This window comes from Streptomyces sp. WG7 (assembly GCF_049975785.1).
Classification (GTDB): domain Bacteria; phylum Actinomycetota; class Actinomycetes; order Streptomycetales; family Streptomycetaceae; genus Streptomyces.
Map to the genome: position 1 here is coordinate 1 of NZ_JBNGGE010000006.1, position 17,440 is coordinate 17,440.

Below are 17,440 nucleotides of genomic sequence, written 5' to 3' on the forward strand. Positions count from 1 at the left end.
CCGGCCCGGTCGGCCACCGCCCGGCCGGCCGTGGTGCGCGTGCGGCCGGCCGGCCGTGGTGCGCGTACGGCCGCCGTGCCCCCGGCCCGGCTCAGCGCGCCCCCGCTCTGCGCTGTACCGCCACCCTGCGGTACAGCTCCACGGCCTCGGCACCGCGGCCGAGTTGTTCGAGGCAGTGGGCCTCGTCGTCGCGGCCGGCGAGGGTGTCGGGGTGGTCGGGGCCGAGGAGGCGTTCGCGGGCGGCGGCGACCCTGCGGTACTCGGTGAGGGCTGCGGACCAGCGGCCCAGCCAGCCCAGGCCCACGGCGACCTCACGGCGGCTGACGAGGGTGTCGGGGTGGTCCGGGCCGAGGACGCGTTCGCGGATCGCGCACACTTCGCGGGACTCGGCGAGGGCCTCCTCCCAGCGGCCGAGCCGGCCGAGGTTGACGCCCCGGCCGTGCCGGGCACGCAGCGTCTCGGCGTGTTCGGGGCCCTGCGCGCGGGTGCGGTCGTCGATCAGCTCCTCGTACAGCGTCAGCGCTTCGGCGCTGCGGCCGAGGCGGCCGAGGCTGATGCCTATCTCGTAGCGGGCGGCGAGGGTGTCGGGGTGGTCGGGGCCGAGCGCCCTCTCGCGGGCCCTCGCGACCTCCCGGTAGGTGGCGAGGGCCTCCTGCCAGCGGCCCAGCCGACCGAGTTCGTAGGCCACCTCGTAGCGGGTGACCAGCGTGTCGGGGTGGTCGGGACCGAGTACGCGGGCGCGGGCGGCGGCCACCTCGCGCGCCATGCGGTGGGCGTCCTCGGGGCGGCCGAGCCGGCCGAGGTTGAAGGCGAGGTTGTGCCGGCAGCGCAGCGTGTCGGGGTGGTCGGCGCCCATGACGCGCTCACGGGCGGCGAGGACCGACGTGTAGACCTGGTGGGCGTCGGCGTACCGGCCCAGCCGGCCCAGGACGTACGCCATCTCCTGGCGGACGGCGAGCGTGTCCGCGTGGTCGGCGCCCAGCACCCGGATCCTGGCCTCGGCCACGCGTTTGTAGGCGCGGAGCGCGTCGGCGGCGTGACCCGTGCGGCTGAGGGCGAAGGCGACCTCGTAGCGGCTGGCGAGCGTGTCGGGGTGGTCGGGGCCGAGCAGACGCTCGCGCTCGACGGCCACCGCCCGGTGTACCTCCCCCGCCTCCTCCCAGCGGCCGAGCCTCCCGAGGGTCAGGCCCGCGTTGTGCCGCCCGGCCAGCGCGGCGACCGCCTCGGGCCGCGGGTCGGGGCGCTCGTCGGGGACGGGCGCCCCGACGAGCGCCGACTCGCCGGCGGGCCGCGGGATCCACTCGCCGGACAGCCCGGCGGCGGAGTCCGGGGGCGTGGAGCCGAGACCGGTCCCCGTCGCCTTGTGCCCGGTGGTCATGCCGTGGGTCCAGGACGGCAGCGCGGCCCGGCCCCCTCCGACCGGCTGGGGCGTCCTGCTCCGGGGCGCCACCATGGCCGGCGCGTACGCCGGTACCGTGCGGCCGGCGGTGATCCGGCGGCCCAGTTCCCGGGCGTCGTCCGGGCGCTGCTCGGGCCGCTTGGCCAGCAGGTCGAGGATGATCCGGTCCAGGTATCCGGGCAGTTCGGCGCGGTGACTGCGGGGCGGCTCGGGATCGGTGTCGCGGTGGCCGACGAGGATCGCCCAGGCGTCGTCGAGGTCGAAGGGCGGGACGCCGGTGGCGATCTCGTAGAGCACGCAGCCCAGCGAGTACAGGTCGCTGCGCCGGTCGACCTCGTCGCCGCCTATCTGCTCCGGCGACATGTAGTGCGGGGTTCCCATGGCGATGCCGGTGCCGGTCAGGCGGGCGGTGAACCCGACGTCGTGGCCGAGCCGGGCGATACCGAAGTCGCAGATCTTCACGGTGCCGTCGGTGAGCCGGACGATGTTGGCGGGCTTCAGGTCGCGGTGCACGATGCCCTGTTCGTGGGTGTAGGCGAGCGCGGAGGCGACCTGCTCCGCGATGTCGACGACGTCGGGGACCGGCAGTGGATGATGCTTGTTGTCCTCCAGGAGCCGGCTCAGGTCGCGGCCCTCCAGCAACTCCATGACCAGGAAGAGCACGCCGTCCCACTCGCCGAAGTCGTGGACGACGGTCACCCCGCGGTGCTGGAGCGCGGCGGCCACCCGGGCCTCGCGCCGGAATCTCTCCCGCAGGACGCGGGTGAAGGAGTGGTCGTGCTGCGCGCCCAGCGGTTTGAGGCACTTGACGGCGACGCGACGGCCCAGAGACTCGTCCTTCGCCCGCCACACCTCGCCCATGCCGCCGCGCCCGATTCGCTCCAGCAGCCGGTACCGGCCCTGGATCAGCGTGCTGTCCCCCATCTCGCTGCCCGCCCCCGTAGCAGTTCGCCCCGCCCTCCCCTGGCCGGTCCAGTATGGCGGTTTATGGGCCAGGTTTGTACGGTGCCGGGCGCGCGGCCGCTCCGAGCCGCGCCATGGCGCGCGGGATGTGTTTGGGCGGCGGCTGCCGTCGCAGAGTGCGGGAAGCCGGCGGGGCGGGGGCCGGTGGCGCGCGGCCGCCGGGTGGCGGTGTCGGGTGCGGTGGCCGGTCCGCCGTAGGGCTCGTGCGCGTACGGCCGTAGGAAGTCGTACGCCAGGTGTGCCACCCGCCGCCACAGCAGCGGGCGTGCGGGGACCGCGCGGGGGTGCGTGGGCGGCGGCGCGGGAGCCGCCCGCCTCCTGCGCCTCGTCGCCGGCGGCCGGCTGTGGAGCCGTGCCGGTGTTCGGCGAGGTGGCGGCCGGCGTGGGCCTCCGTGAGGGCCCGCCCGTGCCGTCGCCCCTCAGCGCAGGGTGGCGAGGAACTCGCCGCAGGCACGTGCGCAGGCGCGGCATGCCTCGGCGCTCTCCTCGGCGCCCGGGTGCTCGTCGAAGACGTGCGCGCTCTCCAGGCACACCTGCCGGCACCATTCCAGCTGGACGCGGATCGCGGACTCGTCCACCTGGTTCTGTTCGGACAGCACCCGGCAGGTCGCGTCACAGACCTCCGCGCACATGATGCCCTTGCGTCGTACGAGCTCCTGGTTCTCCGTTCCGTCCGGGTCCACGAGGCTCGCCCGCAGCGCGCACGCCCGTGCGCACTCGGTGCACGCCTGTGCACAGGCGAAGCGGTCCTCCAGGAAGCGGAACAGTTCCTGCTGGGAAGTCGTCGTCGATGTCACACCGCGCGGGTTGCCGCTGCGGACGGCGCCAAACCGCCGGGCCCGGTGTTCCCAAGGGATTCGGCCCGTTTTCGGGGTGGTCCGCAGGGCACCCGTGGACTCTGCCCGAGCTGGTGACAGCGATGACGCGGACGAGGTACGGAGGTGCACGACATGCCGGGACGACAGGAACTGCCGTCGACCCTGGAGCGTTCCCCCCGGGAGGCCCAGCGCACCTGGATCAAGGCCCACGACTCGGCCGTGGAGGAGTACGGCGAGGGCGAGCGGGCCCACCGGGTGGCGTACGGGGCTCTGAAGCACAAGTACGAGAAGGTCGGCGACCACTGGGAGCGCAAGGAGGGCGGCCGCAAGGGCCCCTCCGACCCGCGGTCCGCGCGGCCCCGCGGGCAGGGCGGGCGCAGTAGCGAGGGCGTCGACGAAAGGGCCTCGAAGGAACACCTGTACGGCGTGGCGAAGCGACTGGGCGTCGAGGGCCGGTCCCGGATGTCGAAGGCGGATCTGCTCACGGCCATCCGGAAGGCCAACCGTTCGCAGACGCGAGCGTCCCGGTCGGGCTGAGTGGGTTGGTGACCTGGTCCGGGGGTACCCGCGCCGCATGACCAACGCATGGATGGACCTGGCCGCGGGCTCCGGCGCACTCGGTATCGGCCTGATCGTGGCGGCCGTCGTGGTCGTGGCCCTGCTGATCGGCGCGTTCGCTTTCGGCAGTCGGCAAAAGCGCCGGGAGCCGCCACCGCCGCGCCCGGAGGAGCAGCCCCGTATCCCTGACGGGGGGCCCGTCCGCGAGACGCGGGAGCGGCGGGAACCCGACGAGATGCCCAGGACCGACGACCGGACGCTGCCGCACGACCTCGGGCACCAGAGCAGCCACACCGCCTCCGGGCAGGAGCGGCCCCGCTGGGACGAGGGCGGCAGCGGCTCGTTCGGCAGCGGCGGACCGGGCGGACGCTGACCTTCCGAGAATGTCGTACAGGTCGTACAGAGGGATGTGAGAACCATGGCCGACCCCGCTCGCCACACTCTGCCGTTGCCGGACTACGACCATCTGCCGATCGGCGGGCTGGAGAGTCGTATCCGGTCGCTGGGAGCGGAGGAGGTGGAGGAACTGCTGGCGTACGAACGGTCGCACGCCGACCGGCTTCCCGCCACGCGGCTGCTGGGGGCCCGGCTCGAGCAGCTGCGGTCCGGCGCGGAGCCGTCCTCCGGCGACCCGGGCGCGGTACGCCCGGAGCAGGGGCAGGGCCGCACTGGCTCCCCCGTGTCGCCCGCGACCTCCCCTCAGCCGTTCTCCCCGCCGCCGCACGGGACCCCGGACCAGCGGGGCAAGCCGAAGGGTGACCGCACCTAGGGACTCCGCGGCATCGAGTCAGCGATGACGGTCGTGATCACCACCGCCGTGGGGATCACGGCTGTCGTGGTCGGAGAAGCCTTGGCCTTGGCGGGAAGTCGGCCCGGTGCCCCCGTGGCGTGAGTGCGGAGTGGCTGTCGCGTGGCGGGGCGCGGCGGGCGGTGCGACCCTGGGAGTGGTGCTGTGCGCCGTTCCGCGCTCCCGCGAGGAGGGTTGGTCATGGCCAAGCGTCTGGTTGTCTGCTGCGACGGTACATGGAACTTCGCGGACCAGCCGAGCAAGACCAACGTCGCCAAGGTCGCCCTGGCCGTGCGCCCCGGATCCGCTGCCGGGGTGGAGCAGCGCGTCTACTACCACAGCGGTGTCGGCACCCACCGGAGGGAGCGCCTGCGCGGCGGCGCGTTCGGTGTGGGGCTGTCGCGGAACATCGTGAACGCCTACCGGTTCCTCGTCGAGACGTACGAGCCCGGCGACGAGTTGTTCCTCTTCGGCTTCAGCCGCGGTGCGTTCACCGCCCGCAGCCTCGCGGGGCTGGTACGCAACAGCGGCATCCTGAGCCGGGAACACGCCGACCGGATCCCGGATGCCTGGGCTCTGTACCGCAACCGGATCGAGCGGCCGAACGGCGCGGCCGCCACCCTGTTCCGCCGCTCGTACGCGCGCGAGACGGAGATCCGATTCGTCGGGGTGTGGGACACGGTCGGCGCCCTGGGCATCCCGGTTCCGGACACCCCGTGGGTGCAGCCGGCGGCGACCCGGTTCAACCGCCGCTGGGCGTTCCACAACACCGAATTGAGCAGTTGGGTCAAGGCGGCCTTCCACGCGCTGGCCGCCGACGAGCAGCGCTCGGCGTTCCGGCCGACGCTGTGGCATCAGCAGCCCGGCTCCGCCGCACAGGGCCAGGAGCTCAAGCAGGTGTGGTTCGCCGGGGTCCACTCCGACGTCGGTGGCGGCTACGAGGAGACGGGGCTGTCCGACATCGCCCTGCTGTGGATGGTCGACCAAGCCCGCAGGTACGGGCTGGAGTTCGACGCGCATGCGCTGAGCACGGACGGGCCGCGGGTGATGCGGCCTCAGGAAGGCATCGACTTCCGCGTACGGCCGGACGTCTCGGGCCCCGTGCATGTCTCGCGGACGGGCGTGTACCGACTGTCCAGGCCACTGCACCGGCCGCTCGAAGGAGCGGTGGACGACGCCGGCCGGCCCGACGGCAACGAGTTCCTGGCGGTGCCCGCCAAGGAGCGCTACGACCGGGACACGGGCTACCGGCCGCCGGAGCTGGCACGCTACCTGGGCGGACAGGGGCGGGTCCGGCTGGAGCCCGTCCTGCTGCCGGGCCTCTCGGCGGGCCTGCCGCCCATGCCGTCGGCGTCCGGTCCGGAGGCGTCGGCCGGCGCGCGCGACGGAGTCGACCGCGCGACGTGACGTCGCCTTGTCAGCCTCGGGGGACCTTGAGCCTGTCCCAGCTGAACCGGCCGGGGATGCCGTCGGCAGCCCTTCCCTCGAAGCCCAGCTTCTGCTGCCAGGCGGCGTACGACCTCACATCGCCCGCTCCCCACATGTCGGGACCGGCGTGGGAGGTGTAGCGGTCGCAGTCCTCGGCGACGAGCCGGCTGTGCATTCTCCCGATGACGGGCGACCGGCGGCCCGCCTGGAAGAACGACGCACCCGGGAACGGCTCGCACAGGGGCTGGGACACGAACTCCGGCCAGGAGCCGGGGTCGACGTGGTCGTTCTCCGGGACATGGGCATGGGCGTACCACCCGCCCTCCGTCCGCCACTTGCCGGCCGGACACGTGTTGCGGGTCAGGGAGGTCGGGCGGCCCATGGGCCAGACGTCCGGTACGCCCCACGAGCTGATCCATGCGTGGAGATCGCCCCAGCCGGTGCAGGGAGTGTCGACCAGCCTCGCGAACACCTTGCCGTTCACGCGGCAGTGCGGGAAGAACAAGGCCTCGACCTGGATGACGACCTTGCCGGCCCGGTTGGTACGCGTACCGCCGGGCGCGTCGGCCACGGCTTTGCTGCGGGAGGTGGCGGGGAAGAACTGGGCGAACGCTCCGGTGAAGGGGTCCCAGAGGATCTGCGGAGCCTGGCCCTTGCCGCTGCCGGTGAAAAAGCTCTTCAGATTGGCGAACGGGACCAGGTCCAGGGGAGCTTCGGCCGTGGCCTCCCTGTCCGCCGTGATGTGCGCGATCGCCCTTGCCGGGAACTCGGGGTCGCACGGCGCATGGTCCCCGACGTCCGCCCGGAGAGCCTGGGGCATCCATGGATCGGGCATGGCGAAATCCTTCCCTCTTCGCACCGCACAGGGTGGTGGGGTACGGCGGGGCGACCGGGGGAAGCAGACGCCGGACGGACAACGGGCCCTGCGGCAGGCCCCTCCCCCGCTTCCTACGATGCGACTGGTGGGGTGCTGCGGCAAACCGTGAAAGCCGCGACCGTCGGCGAGCAGCGCCGCGAAGTCGAGTGGAGGCATGCGGCCGGCGTCAGCCGGTCACAACTGCGCCTCCTGGTGTTCCCGTTGCGGAATGCGCCGGACGGGTGAAGAGTGGGATGCAGATCGGCTGTGCCTTCTCCCGGCTCCGGAATTTCTTGAACCGCACCCGACGGGCAGAGTCCACGACGGACGGAACAGCACGGCGCCAAGCACCTGGAACCATCATGGCCAGAATCTCCCGGCGACACCTCTTTCACGCGGCCAACGCATCGGTTCTGGCCGCGGTGCTCGCGTTCCCGGCAGGTCTGACGATTGCCGCAGCGGATTCTCAGGGCTCGAACGGGGGCCGCGCCGGAACACCGGCCCAGACCACCGATCCTCCGCCGTCCCCTCCCACCACGCCGGGTGATCCGACGGGACCCACGACACCCTCCGTTCCGTCGGACTCCCCACCCGGCGATCCGACGGGACCACCGACGCCCCCCTCCTCCGAGACGGACGGGACGTCCGACACCACGGAACCGGCGGACCCCGACGACACGGACGGACAGACGCCCGACCCTCCGCCGGAGCAGAAGACGGAAATCGACGAGGCGACGACGGCCCTGAACGAGGAGAAGGAACGAGTCCCCGAAGAACTCGAGTCGGCCGTGGAAACGTTGATCGCCGTCATCGGCACGGTCGATGATCCGGAGACGATGCCGCAGGACAGGCAGGGAGTCATCGAGAGCGCGAAGAACCTGTCCACCGCACTGGCCGCCATCAACGACCCGAAAACGCCTCCCGAGTTGCGGAAAGAGCTGAGCGCGATCGTGAAGCAGGTGGCTTCGGCGCTCGAGGTGGTCAACGGTTCCCGCGTACCGGCCGAACAGCGCTCCGCACTCATCCTGGTGATCAAACGCACCACATCCACCCTGGACCTGATCTGCGATCCCAAGACGCCGCAGGACCTGCGGGACCGGATGATCACCATACTGAAAGACGCGACCTACGCCGCGGAGAGAAGTCAGGACGGGGCACAGGCCGACGCTCCGGACGCGCTCCGGAGCACGGGCTACAAACAGGGCGCTCCGGGGGCTCTGGTGTCCGTGAGCTCCTCTGCGGACATCATGGGCGACCGCAGGACACCGCCGGAGGAACGAGAACGGCTCGCGGAGATCACGCGGCAGGTCAGCGCCCTGCTGAGGAAGATCAGCGACCCCGGGACATCGCAGGAGGAGCGGTCGGAAGCCAGGAAGGAACTGGATGAGAAGACCTCTCGGATGAAGGACCAGCAGGAGCAGTCCGCCTCCGCCCAGGAGCGCCCCGAGGAGTCGCTCGGCAAGGCCGCCGCGTTCTGCACCAGCGCCATATTCGAGTCCACCCCCGAGTCCGACCTCGCGCGGGGGCTGAAGAAGCTGATTCCCGCACAGTGGGACGACGAAGGGGTCAAGGACTTCTGGAAGGCGAAGGAGAAGAGCGACGAAGTGGTCGACGTCCTCGCCCAGTTGCGGAACAACGAGCACACCCAAGGCCCGTTCGACGTCGTACCGCTCATCACCGAACTCGCCGAGCTCGTACCGCACAAGGAACTGTTCGGGACCCTGGGAGGCTCTGCCCTGTCCTGCAAGCAGACTGCCACCTACCTCGACGAGAAGTTCGGGGTCACGGTGGACACCTGGCTCACCAGGACCGTCGAGTGACGGGTCAGACGCCGGCGGATGCCAACAGTTCGGCCACGGATATCTCCGAATCGGCCCGCGCCCGCGCCGCTCCGTATCTCTCCAGCTCCCTCCTTTCTTCCGCGTAGTGTTCCGCGTAGTCATCCACCCCGGAGAAATTGAAGGAGAAGGACGAGATCGATGAGATGAAGCTGCCCCCCGGAGACCAGACAGCCGTCACATAACGTGGCTTGCGTGTCACATTGATGAGATTGTTGTTGTGCCGCACCCTTCCTCGATACACGAGCTGACTCCCGCATACCGCCGGTTCGCAGTGGTAGCGCGGGTCACCATCGCTCCACGAAGGGTGAGGGGAGCTGAACTCCTCCACGTCGAGCCTCCCGCGATCCTTTCTCATGTACGAGATCTGCACATCGACGCTCACCGTGTCGTACCCGACGCTCCGGGGCAGCTGGAATATACGCTTCAAGGCGTACTCCTGCCCGACGTCGAGCGAGTTACCGGGGCGCTGGAATCTTCCACTGCTGATCGTGGTGTACTCGAGTTGGTCGACGTAGAGCTCGGCCTCCCCCTCGGCCGCCCCCTGTCTCCCGACACTCTCCCTCCACTCCGCCACCAGGCCCTCCTCCTTCAGGGAATACAAGGCGACCCTGCCGCGGACCGTGTAGATGTCGTTGATGATGTACACCGGGATACCTCCGGTGTTCTTCATGTAGAGCGTCAGCGGGACATGCACGAAGGGAAGATCGTTACGGTCCTCCCAGACCTTCCCGAATTCCGCTTTCAAGGTGAAGTGCATGGGGGCGGCTGCAGGCTGGTACATGGTGGAATATGCAAGGCTGACAGCCGTCAGGACTGCCGTGGCAAGCACTCCGGCCGCGAATCTCTTGGGTTGCGGTACTCCCTTCCACGATTTGTTGCGCACAAGAAGAAACACTGCCCATATGGACCAGAAAAAGGCAGGCAAATAGATCAGCAGATAGCGCGTGTACTCCCGTTCCTCGAACCAGAGAAGGAGAAGGAGCCCGTCGGTGGCGAACACGATGATCGCCCCCAGCAGCACAACCGCCCCGGAAGCCCTGACATGTCGCCTCCCCCAGTAGTCCAGTGCCGCGATCGCCGCGATTCCCAGTACCACACCCGAGAGGACGAACAGCACTCCGGTGATCCGTTGAGCGAAGGTGAGGGCCCCCGAGGCGTCCGGCCATCCGATGGCTGCGCTGAAGACCATGGAAACGAGCAGCCCGGCCGTCATGAGTGACATGATCGAGCGCCTTCTCCAGGCATGGTCGGGCCAGGTCCTGCTGTCACCCCCGCGCCAGCATATGGATGCCGGATCGTCCAGATCCATGCTTTCCGGATAACCGAGACGGCCGAGTTTTCTGCGCAGCTCCGACGATGACCAGGCACTGCCGACCGTCTCGCCGTCGAGGGTGATACGGCGAAGACCGCGGCTGTCCGGCGTCTCCACGACGACCCATGGACGGATGCTCATGCCCTCAGACTCGAACCTGCCCCGGCATCGTGCACGTGGAGCCACCCCAATGGGTTCCGGCGGACCGCGCCTGGTCCGGGCGTAGTTTCCGCGGCACGGGCACCGGGGAACCCATGCCGCCGTGCTGGCGAAGAGGAGAAGGGCCCGCGCGGGTGTGCGGGCCCGCCACTGGGCGGAACGCACCGTCGACCGTGCCGACGGGCGGCTCCCCGTCTCCGAGGGCGGGGGGCTGCTGCGCAAGGCCTTCCCCGAGCACTGGTCGTTCCTCCTGGGCGAGATCGCCCTCTACAGCTTCGTCGTGCTGCTGCTGACCGGTGTCTGGCTGACGCTGTTCTTCAAGCCCTCGATGACGGAGGTCGTCTACGACGGGTCGTACGAGCCGCTGCTCGGGCTGAGCATGTCGGAGGCGTACCGCTCGACGGTGGACATCAGTTTCGACGTGCGGGGCGGGCTGCTGATGCGGCAACTGCACCACTGGGCGGCCCTGGTGTTCCTGTCCGCCATCGGAGTGCATCTGCTCCGGGTCTTCTTCACCGGTGCGTTCCGCCGGCCGCGTGAGGCGAACTGGCTGATCGGCGTGACGCTCTTCCTGCTGGCGCTCGTCGAGGGCTTCGCCGGCTACTCGCTCCCCGACGACCTGCTGTCCGGCACGGGGCTGCGCATCGCGCAGGGCATCATGCTGTCGATCCCGGTGGTGGGGACGTACATCAGCATGTTCGCCTTCGGCGGCCAGTATCCGGGCGAGGACATCGTCCCGCGGCTGTATTCGCTGCACGTCCTGCTGGTCCCGGGGCTGTTGCTGGCACTGGTGACGCTCCATCTGGTCCTGGTCTTCCACCTCAAGCACACCCAGTGGGCGGGGCCCGGCCGCACCAACCGCAACGCGGTGGGCAAGCCGATGTTCCCGCAGTTCGTGACCAACTCCACGGGCCTGTTCTTCATGGTCTTCGGCGTCCTGACGCTGCTCGCGGCGGTGGCGCAGATCAACCCCATCTGGGCGTACGGGCCTTACCGGCCCGACGTCGTCTCCTTCGGCTCGCAGCCGGACTGGTACGTCGGTTTCCTGGAGGGTTCGCTGCGGCTGATGCCGCCGTTCGAGACGGCGGTCGCCGGTCACACCGTCATGTGGAACGTCCTGGTGCCCGCCCTGGTGCTGCCGGGCGCTCTGTTCGCGGTGCTGTACGCCTACCCCTTCTTCGAGCGGTGGGTGACGGGCGACCACGAGGAGCACCATCTGTGCGACCGGCCCCGGGACAAGCCGGTGCGGACCGGGCTGGGCGTCGCCGCGATCGGTTTCTACGCGGTCCTGCTCCTGGCCGGCGGCAACGACATCCTCGCCCACGTCTTCGACGTCTCGGTGAACCTGCTGACCTGGGTGTTCCGGGTCTCCCTGGTGCTGCTGCCGCCGATCGCGTTCATGGTGACCAGGCGCGTCTGCCTGGCACTGCAGGAACGGGAGCGCGAGCGGCTGGCCGAGGGCCGGGAGACGGGCGAGCTGCGGCAGACCCTCGCGGGCGGCTACGCGGAGAGCCACGAGCCCCCTGACGCCGAGGAGCGGTACGTGCTGCGGTCGCGCAGGGAGCCGGAGCCGCTCGCGCCCGCGGCCGCCGACGGGGACGCCCCGCACGTGGGGAGCGTGCGCGCGACGCTCAGCGAGTGGTACTACGGCGACCGGGTCGACGTCGACGAGGCGGCGCCGGAGCCGGAGCCGGAGTCCTCCTCGGGCGAGTTGGGACGCTGAGCCTCCCGGCCGGCGTACTGAAAGACGAGGCCGAGGACGGCGAGGGCGAGCACGCCGAAGCCGATCAGCGCGAGCCACAGGCCGTAGACGATGCCGAGCGCGAGGACGACGGCGCCCAGTGCGACCGTGACGGGCCAGGGGCTGTGCGGCGGGAAGAAGTCCAGCGGGCCCGCGGTCTCCAGGACCTCGGCGTCACCGCGGTCCTGCGCCCGCAGCCCGCGCTTGCGGTACTGCACGTGCAGGAAGAACGCGACGAGCGCGGCCATCAGGAAGGCCACGGTCAGTGCGGCGGTGCCGGCGGGCTCCTCGGAGAACCAGCCGTAGCCGGCCGCGGTGACGGCGAAGAAGGCCGCCACGCCGGTGAACAGACGGGCTTCGGTCCTCACTGCTCGTTCCTCCGCTCCTTCCTCTGCTCGTGCCGCTGGTCGTGCCGGCCGATGTCGGGGTGGTGCAGGTCGAACGCCGGGGACTCGGAGCGGACCCGTGGCAGCGACGTGAAGTTGTGCCGCGGGGGCGGGCAGGTGGTGGCCCATTCGAGGGAACGTCCGTAACCCCAGGGGTCGTCGTGCTCCACCTTCGTGCCGTACTGGCGGGTGCGCCACACGTTGTAGAGGAACGGCAGGGTGGACAGGCCGAGCAGGAAGGCGCCGATGGAGCTGACGGTGTTCAGCGCGGTGAAGCCGTCCGCGGCCAGGTAGTCGGCGTAGCGGCGCGGCATGCCCTGCTCACCGAGCCAGTGCTGGACGAGGAAGGTGGTCTGGAAGCCGACGAAGAGCGTCCAGAAGTGGATCTTGCCGAGGCGTTCGTCGAGCAGCTTGCCGGTGAACTTCGGCCACCAGAAGTAGAAGCCGGCGAACATCGCGAAGACGACCGTGCCGAACAGCACGTAGTGCAGGTGGGCGACGATGAAGTACGAGTCCGTCAGGTGGAAGTCCAGGGGCGGGGAGGCGATGAGGACGCCGCTCATGCCGCCGAGCAGGAACGTCGTCAGGAATCCGGTCGACCACAGCATGGGTGTCTCGAAGGACAGCGAGCCGTACCTCATCGTGCCGATCCAGTTGAAGAACTTCACTCCCGTCGGCACCGCGATGAGGAACGACATCAGGGAGAAGAACGGCAGCAGCACCGCACCGGTGGCGAACATGTGGTGGGCCCACACCACGGCGGACAGCATGGTGATCGCGATGGTGGCGCCGACCAGGCTGACGTAGCCGAAGATCGGCTTGCGGCTGAACACCGGGATGATCTCGGAGACGATGCCGAAGAACGGCAGCGCGACGATGTACACCTCGGGGTGGCCGAAGAACCAGAAGAGGTGCTGCCACAGCAGCGCCCCGCCGTTCGCCGCGTCGAAGATGTGCGCGCCGAACTTCCGGTCGGCCTCCAGCGCGAGCAGCGCGGCGGTGAGCACGGGAAAGGCGGGCAGCACCAGGATCGACGTGAACAGCACGTTCCAGGTGAAGATCGGCATCCGGAACATGGTCATGCCGGGGGCGCGCAGGCACAGGATGGTGGTGATGAAGTTGACCGCGCCGAGTGTGGTGGACACACCGGTCACCACCAGGCCCATGGTCCACAGGTCTCCGCCCGTGCCGGGGCTGAACACCGCGCTGTTCAGCGGCGCGTAGGCGAACCAGCCGAAGGCCGCCGCTCCCTGGGGTGTCAGGAACCCGGCCACCACCATCAGGCCGCCGAACAGGTACAGCCAGTACGAGAGCGCGTTGAGCCGGGGGAACGCCACGTCCGGGGCGCCGATCTGCAACGGCATGACCGCGTTGGCGAACCCCGCGAACAGGGGGGTCGCGAACAGCAGCATCATGATGGTGCCGTGGACGGTGAAGAGCTGGTTGTACTGGTGCGCGGTGAACAGCTGGAGCCCGGGGCGGGCCAGTTCACCGCGCATCAGCAGGGCGAGGACGCCGCCGAAGAGGAAGAACCCGAAGGACGTCGTCATGTAGAGATTGCCGATCACCTTGTGATCGGTCGTCGTCGCCCACCGGGCCAGCGCCCGCCCGAGCGTGCGGTTCGTCCGCTGCCGCGCCGGTGCCCGGCGCGGCGGCTCCGTCCTCCTGTCCACCGCCATGCGGCGGAGGGTACCCACGCGCCGCGGGCCCGGGCGTACGGCCACGCCGCGGCCGGCGTCGGGCGTCAGGCGTCCGGCCCCTCCCCCGTACGGAAGCCGTCCTCGGTCGCCGCGGCGGGCTCGGCGCACCCGGGCCCGCCGGTGACGAGCGGTTCCGCACCCGTCCCGACCGCGTGACCCGGTGCGGTGCGGACGTCGGGGTACCCGCCGGGTGGCTCGGCCGATCACGGGCCCGGGCCGGGCGGCGCCGGGTCCGGGCCCGCGTGCGGGGTGTGGGGGGCGGGCTACGACGCGTCGAGCACGGTGCCGGTCAGCACCGGGCCCTGCGGCTCGCCCTCTTCGTCCCAGCTCTGGAAGCCGACGTACTCCGTGGGCTCCGTGACCTCGTCGCCGATCGTGGGCACCGTCACCTCGGCGGCCGTCTCACCGGGCGGGACCGAGGCCCACAGCGAGAAGTACTCCAGCCGGGACAGCGGGACCTCCCCGTCGGGGACGTCCCACGCGTTACTCAGCAGCCAGTCACGGTCGACGTCCTCGGTGGACAGTTCGGGACGGGCGTCGTCCGGCACCGCCGTCAGCGTCGTGCCCAGATCCACGTCGGCGGGCTCGGACAGCGAGACCCGCCAGCGCAGCGCCTGCCCCTCGGTCACCGTGCCGGCGACCGGCGTCACACTGACCTCGGGCATCGGGTCGTCGTTCTCGACCGTGACGCCGCCGGCGTACGAGCCGACGACCGAGCCCCGTACCGCCTTCACCAGCACGTCGTGGGAGGTGTCCCAGGCGTACCGTTCGTTGCCCTCCACCCGCACGGTCACGTCGATGCCGGGGCTGCCGGGGCGGACGGTGACCAGGCGGTGCTCGGCGGATCCGGTGGCCGGGTCCGTGACGTACATCCTGACCGTGCCGCCGCCCTTGCCGGAGACGCGCACCGGCACCTGGTAGGTACGCACGCCCGAGTCGCCCTCCTCGACCTTGGTCCGGCCGACGTCGACCCGGGCCAGCGGGGCCGGCCGCACCCGGGGCGTGCCCGGCTGCCACGCGAAGGCGTCCATCAGCCAGGCCTGGCCCGAGTGGGAACGCGGCGTCACTTCCAGTGTGGTGACGCGGCGCAGGTCGACTCCGGCGCGGCCGGCGGCGGCGAGCGGTACGCGCAGTTCCTGCGCCCAGTAGGAGGCGGTGCGTGCGCTGCCGGGCAGTCCGTCCGCGCGGACCTGGCCGAGGGTGGCACGCCTGCCTTCGGTGTCGGTGACGGAGACGTCGAGCCGGGTGCCGGTGCTGCCCGGCGGCACGATGACGCGCAGGGCCAGGCTCTTCGCGCCCTTCAGCGAGACCGGGGCGCCGGGCCGGATACGGGTCGCGGTGCCCGGTGCGGACCAGTCCAGGGCGATCGCGCCGCGGCCGGCCTCGCGTTCCGGCTGCCAGTGCGCGAAGTGCGGCGAGGAGCCGCGCGCGTCGTCGCCGAGGCAGGCGGTGCCCGGGTCGGGGTCGATCGCGGAGCACAGGCGTCCGCCGGTCACCGTCACCCCGCCGTCGGGCAGGAATCCGGCGCCGCGGCCGGCACCCACCGCGTGCGTCAGCACCCGTGCGGGGTCGGCCGAGGGGGCGCGGCGGCCGGTGCCGTCGATCAGCTCGCGCACCCGGTCGTCACCGGCGACGAACAGCCGTGCGGCGGCGGCGATGTAGGTCGCGCCGGCCCGGTGCTGCTGCTCGGCGGTGAGCCGGGTGGGGCTGCCCACGGAACAGACCGGGTCGGGGTCCTCGGGGTCGTCCCAGAAGTCGTCGCTCGCGGGCGCCTGGGCCTGGCCGGGCGTCCACTCGCTGTTGAAGTAGTTGTGGTTGGCGCCGGTGATGTGGACGGCGCTGTGCAGCGCCCGGCCCCGGCTCACGCCGCGGGTGCCGTCGACGTAGAGCTGCCCCTGGAGGTCGGAGACGTCGCCGTCGCAGCCCGGCAGGATCGTCAGTGACGGCACGTCGGGTACCGGGTTCTGACCGAAGGCGGTGGGGCCGATGAGTACGGTGCCGCGGATGTTCCAGCGGGCCCGTGCCGGGTGGCCGTCCTGGCTCGCGGGCGGCGGGTAGAGGCTGTCCATGGCGGCCCGGTCGACGCCTTCGCCACCCCGTGAGTGGCCGACGAGCAGGACACGGGACAGGTCCGCCTTCGGTCCCCGGCGTACGGACGTCGGCGCGGTGCCGGGCTCGGCTGCCCAGTCCGCCCAGCGTGCCAGGTGCGAGCGCACCAGCGAGGAGCGGGCCTGTGCGCCGCCGTCCTCGACGTCTCCGTCCTGACCGTTGATGCCGTTGGCCGAGATCGAGACGGTCACATAGCCCTGGGAGGCCAGCAGCTTCTGGTCCTCCAGGTAGCCGCGGTGGCTGGGGATGGGACGGGCGCCGTCCGCGCAGGGCCAGTCGATCGTGACGGCCTCGTCGCCCTCCCCGGGGACGTAGCAGGTGGCGTGGCGGCCGTGCAGGAACAGGGCGAGCGGGCGCTTGCCGGTCGCCCCCTTCGGCGCGACGACCAGGCCCTCCATCTCGACCGGGGCTGGGAAGCCGGGCAGTCGGACCGGGTCGAGTGTGTACTCACCGGTGGTCGTGGCGAACCGGCCGGGTCTGCCCGGGTCGACGGTGCCGGCGGGGAGCCGGGGCGGGAGTTTCGCCGGCGGCGAGCCGGAGGGGCGGCGCTCGCGGGCGGCGGCACCGGGTTCCTCGTCCAACCGGCGCCCGGCGGCCACGACTTGCAGGTCCGTCAGCCCGTTCAGGGCAGTCGGTTCCGTGCCGTCCAGGGCCAGCCGGAAGGTCCTGCCGTCCTCGTCCGGTTCCGGTACGCCGAGCAGGCGGCCGTCCGTGCGGAACTCCACCCGTGCGTCGCCGGGCGGGACGGCTCTCGGGGAGCGCCACTCCAAGGCCCTCCCCCCGTCGGTGCCGGTGATCCGCCAGCCGGGCGGCAGGTCGGCGTCGCCCATCGGTGCCGCCTGGACGGAAGGGGCGCCGGACGGTTGCGGCCGGGCCTGGGCCGCGGCGGGCGCCACTCCCACCACCGTCAGCACCGCTAACGCGGCGGCCCATGTCTTTCGAGCACGTATCAAGAATCCGCTCCTCAATACCTCGGGTCGGGGCTCCGCCCGTGCGGACGCCCCCCGTGGGAGGAGGTAAGGAAGATCCTCGGGGTTGCCTGTGGGGCGTCATCCGCCGCCCGTGCCGCCGATCCCGTCGGCACTGCCCGTCCCGTCGGCCGCACGGGGCTTGCCCGTCGGGCAGTCGTGGCTGGACCGGCCCGCCGGTGCCGCAAGGACCTCCTCGGCGTCGGAGCGACCGGCCTCACGCGGCGTCGCCGAGACGGAAGAGGTCAGGGAGGAAGAGCCCGAGGCCGGGGCCGGAAAGGCTGCGGAGGAGGAGAAGGAGAAGGGCCCGGCCCCCGGCCCGGTGCCGTCGGCGGGGGCGGGCGGGGCTGGACGGCCGACGGGGGCGGGCCTCGGCGGACAGGCCGGCGACAGGTCCGGCTTCCGGGTACGGGCT

The 17,440-nt window shown here is 71.2% G+C and carries 13 protein-coding genes; 6 read left to right on the forward strand and 7 right to left on the reverse strand.

The window, feature by feature from the left end:
- Positions 1 to 91 precede the first annotated feature (91 nt).
- Positions 92 to 2,323 carry a tetratricopeptide repeat protein gene (locus tag ACP4J0_RS08610; RefSeq protein WP_426598022.1) on the reverse strand — a complete coding sequence of 744 codons (2,232 nt, stop codon included), beginning with the start codon at positions 2,321 to 2,323 and terminating at the stop codon, positions 92 to 94.
- A 458-nt stretch (positions 2,324 to 2,781) separates the two neighbouring features.
- Positions 2,782 to 3,159 (reverse strand): four-helix bundle copper-binding protein, encoded by a 378-nt coding sequence (locus tag ACP4J0_RS08615; RefSeq protein WP_345594538.1) that lies wholly within the window; start codon positions 3,157 to 3,159, stop codon positions 2,782 to 2,784.
- A gap of 153 nt (positions 3,160 to 3,312) precedes the next feature.
- On the opposite strand from ACP4J0_RS08615, the gene ACP4J0_RS08620 reads away from it, so the two are divergent.
- From ACP4J0_RS08620 to ACP4J0_RS08635, 4 genes are all read left to right on the forward strand, one after another.
- The gene (locus ACP4J0_RS08620; RefSeq protein ID WP_426598023.1) at positions 3,313 to 3,717 is read left to right on the forward strand and encodes a ChaB family protein; all 405 of its coding nucleotides are present in this window, start codon (positions 3,313 to 3,315) and stop codon (positions 3,715 to 3,717) included.
- A 37-nt stretch (positions 3,718 to 3,754) separates the two neighbouring features.
- On the forward strand, positions 3,755 to 4,111 hold the full coding sequence (locus tag ACP4J0_RS08625) for a DUF6479 family protein (RefSeq protein ID WP_426598024.1): 357 nt from the start codon (positions 3,755 to 3,757) through the stop codon (positions 4,109 to 4,111).
- Between the two features lie 45 nt (positions 4,112 to 4,156).
- A complete protein-coding gene (locus ACP4J0_RS08630; RefSeq protein ID WP_426598025.1) occupies positions 4,157 to 4,507 on the forward strand; it encodes a hypothetical protein in 351 nt (116 codons plus the stop codon).
- Positions 4,508 to 4,726: 219 nt separating this feature from the next.
- A complete protein-coding gene (locus ACP4J0_RS08635) occupies positions 4,727 to 5,932 on the forward strand; it encodes a DUF2235 domain-containing protein (RefSeq protein ID WP_426598026.1) in 1,206 nt (401 codons plus the stop codon).
- A 10-nt stretch (positions 5,933 to 5,942) separates the two neighbouring features.
- Here ACP4J0_RS08635 and ACP4J0_RS08640 read toward each other — a convergent pair whose 3' ends face one another.
- Positions 5,943 to 6,788, reverse strand: a complete 846-nt coding sequence (locus tag ACP4J0_RS08640; protein ID WP_426598027.1) for a peptidoglycan-binding protein — start codon at positions 6,786 to 6,788, stop codon at positions 5,943 to 5,945.
- A gap of 809 nt (positions 6,789 to 7,597) precedes the next feature.
- Between ACP4J0_RS08640 and ACP4J0_RS08645 the strand changes: the two genes are divergently transcribed.
- A complete protein-coding gene (locus ACP4J0_RS08645; RefSeq protein WP_426598028.1) occupies positions 7,598 to 8,629 on the forward strand; it encodes a hypothetical protein in 1,032 nt (343 codons plus the stop codon).
- 4 nt (positions 8,630 to 8,633) lie between these two features.
- Here the strand turns inward: ACP4J0_RS08645 and ACP4J0_RS08650 are convergent, their stop codons facing one another.
- Positions 8,634 to 10,103 carry a hypothetical protein gene (locus tag ACP4J0_RS08650; protein WP_426598029.1) on the reverse strand — a complete coding sequence of 490 codons (1,470 nt, stop codon included), beginning with the start codon at positions 10,101 to 10,103 and terminating at the stop codon, positions 8,634 to 8,636.
- 121 nt (positions 10,104 to 10,224) lie between these two features.
- Between ACP4J0_RS08650 and ACP4J0_RS08655 the strand changes: the two genes are divergently transcribed.
- A complete protein-coding gene (locus tag ACP4J0_RS08655; protein WP_426598030.1) occupies positions 10,225 to 11,844 on the forward strand; it encodes a cytochrome b in 1,620 nt (539 codons plus the stop codon).
- On the opposite strand, the gene ACP4J0_RS08660 is transcribed toward ACP4J0_RS08655, so the two are convergent.
- The 3 genes from ACP4J0_RS08660 to ACP4J0_RS08670 form a co-directional block, all read right to left on the reverse strand.
- Positions 11,766 to 12,230, reverse strand: a complete 465-nt coding sequence (locus ACP4J0_RS08660; protein ID WP_426598031.1) for a cytochrome c oxidase subunit 4 — start codon at positions 12,228 to 12,230, stop codon at positions 11,766 to 11,768. The two genes, ACP4J0_RS08655 and ACP4J0_RS08660, sit on opposite strands and share 79 nt — an antisense overlap.
- Positions 12,227 to 13,927, reverse strand: coding sequence for a cytochrome c oxidase subunit I (gene ctaD / locus ACP4J0_RS08665; protein ID WP_426598032.1), 1,701 nt, complete (start codon positions 13,925 to 13,927; stop codon positions 12,227 to 12,229). The genes ACP4J0_RS08660 and ctaD overlap by 4 nt, the downstream gene beginning before the upstream one ends.
- Positions 13,928 to 14,211: 284 nt before the next feature.
- Positions 14,212 to 17,010: a hypothetical protein gene (locus ACP4J0_RS08670; protein ID WP_426598033.1), complete on the reverse strand. Its 2,799-nt coding sequence runs from the start codon at positions 17,008 to 17,010 to the stop codon at positions 14,212 to 14,214.
- Positions 17,011 to 17,440: the final 430 nt, after the last annotated feature.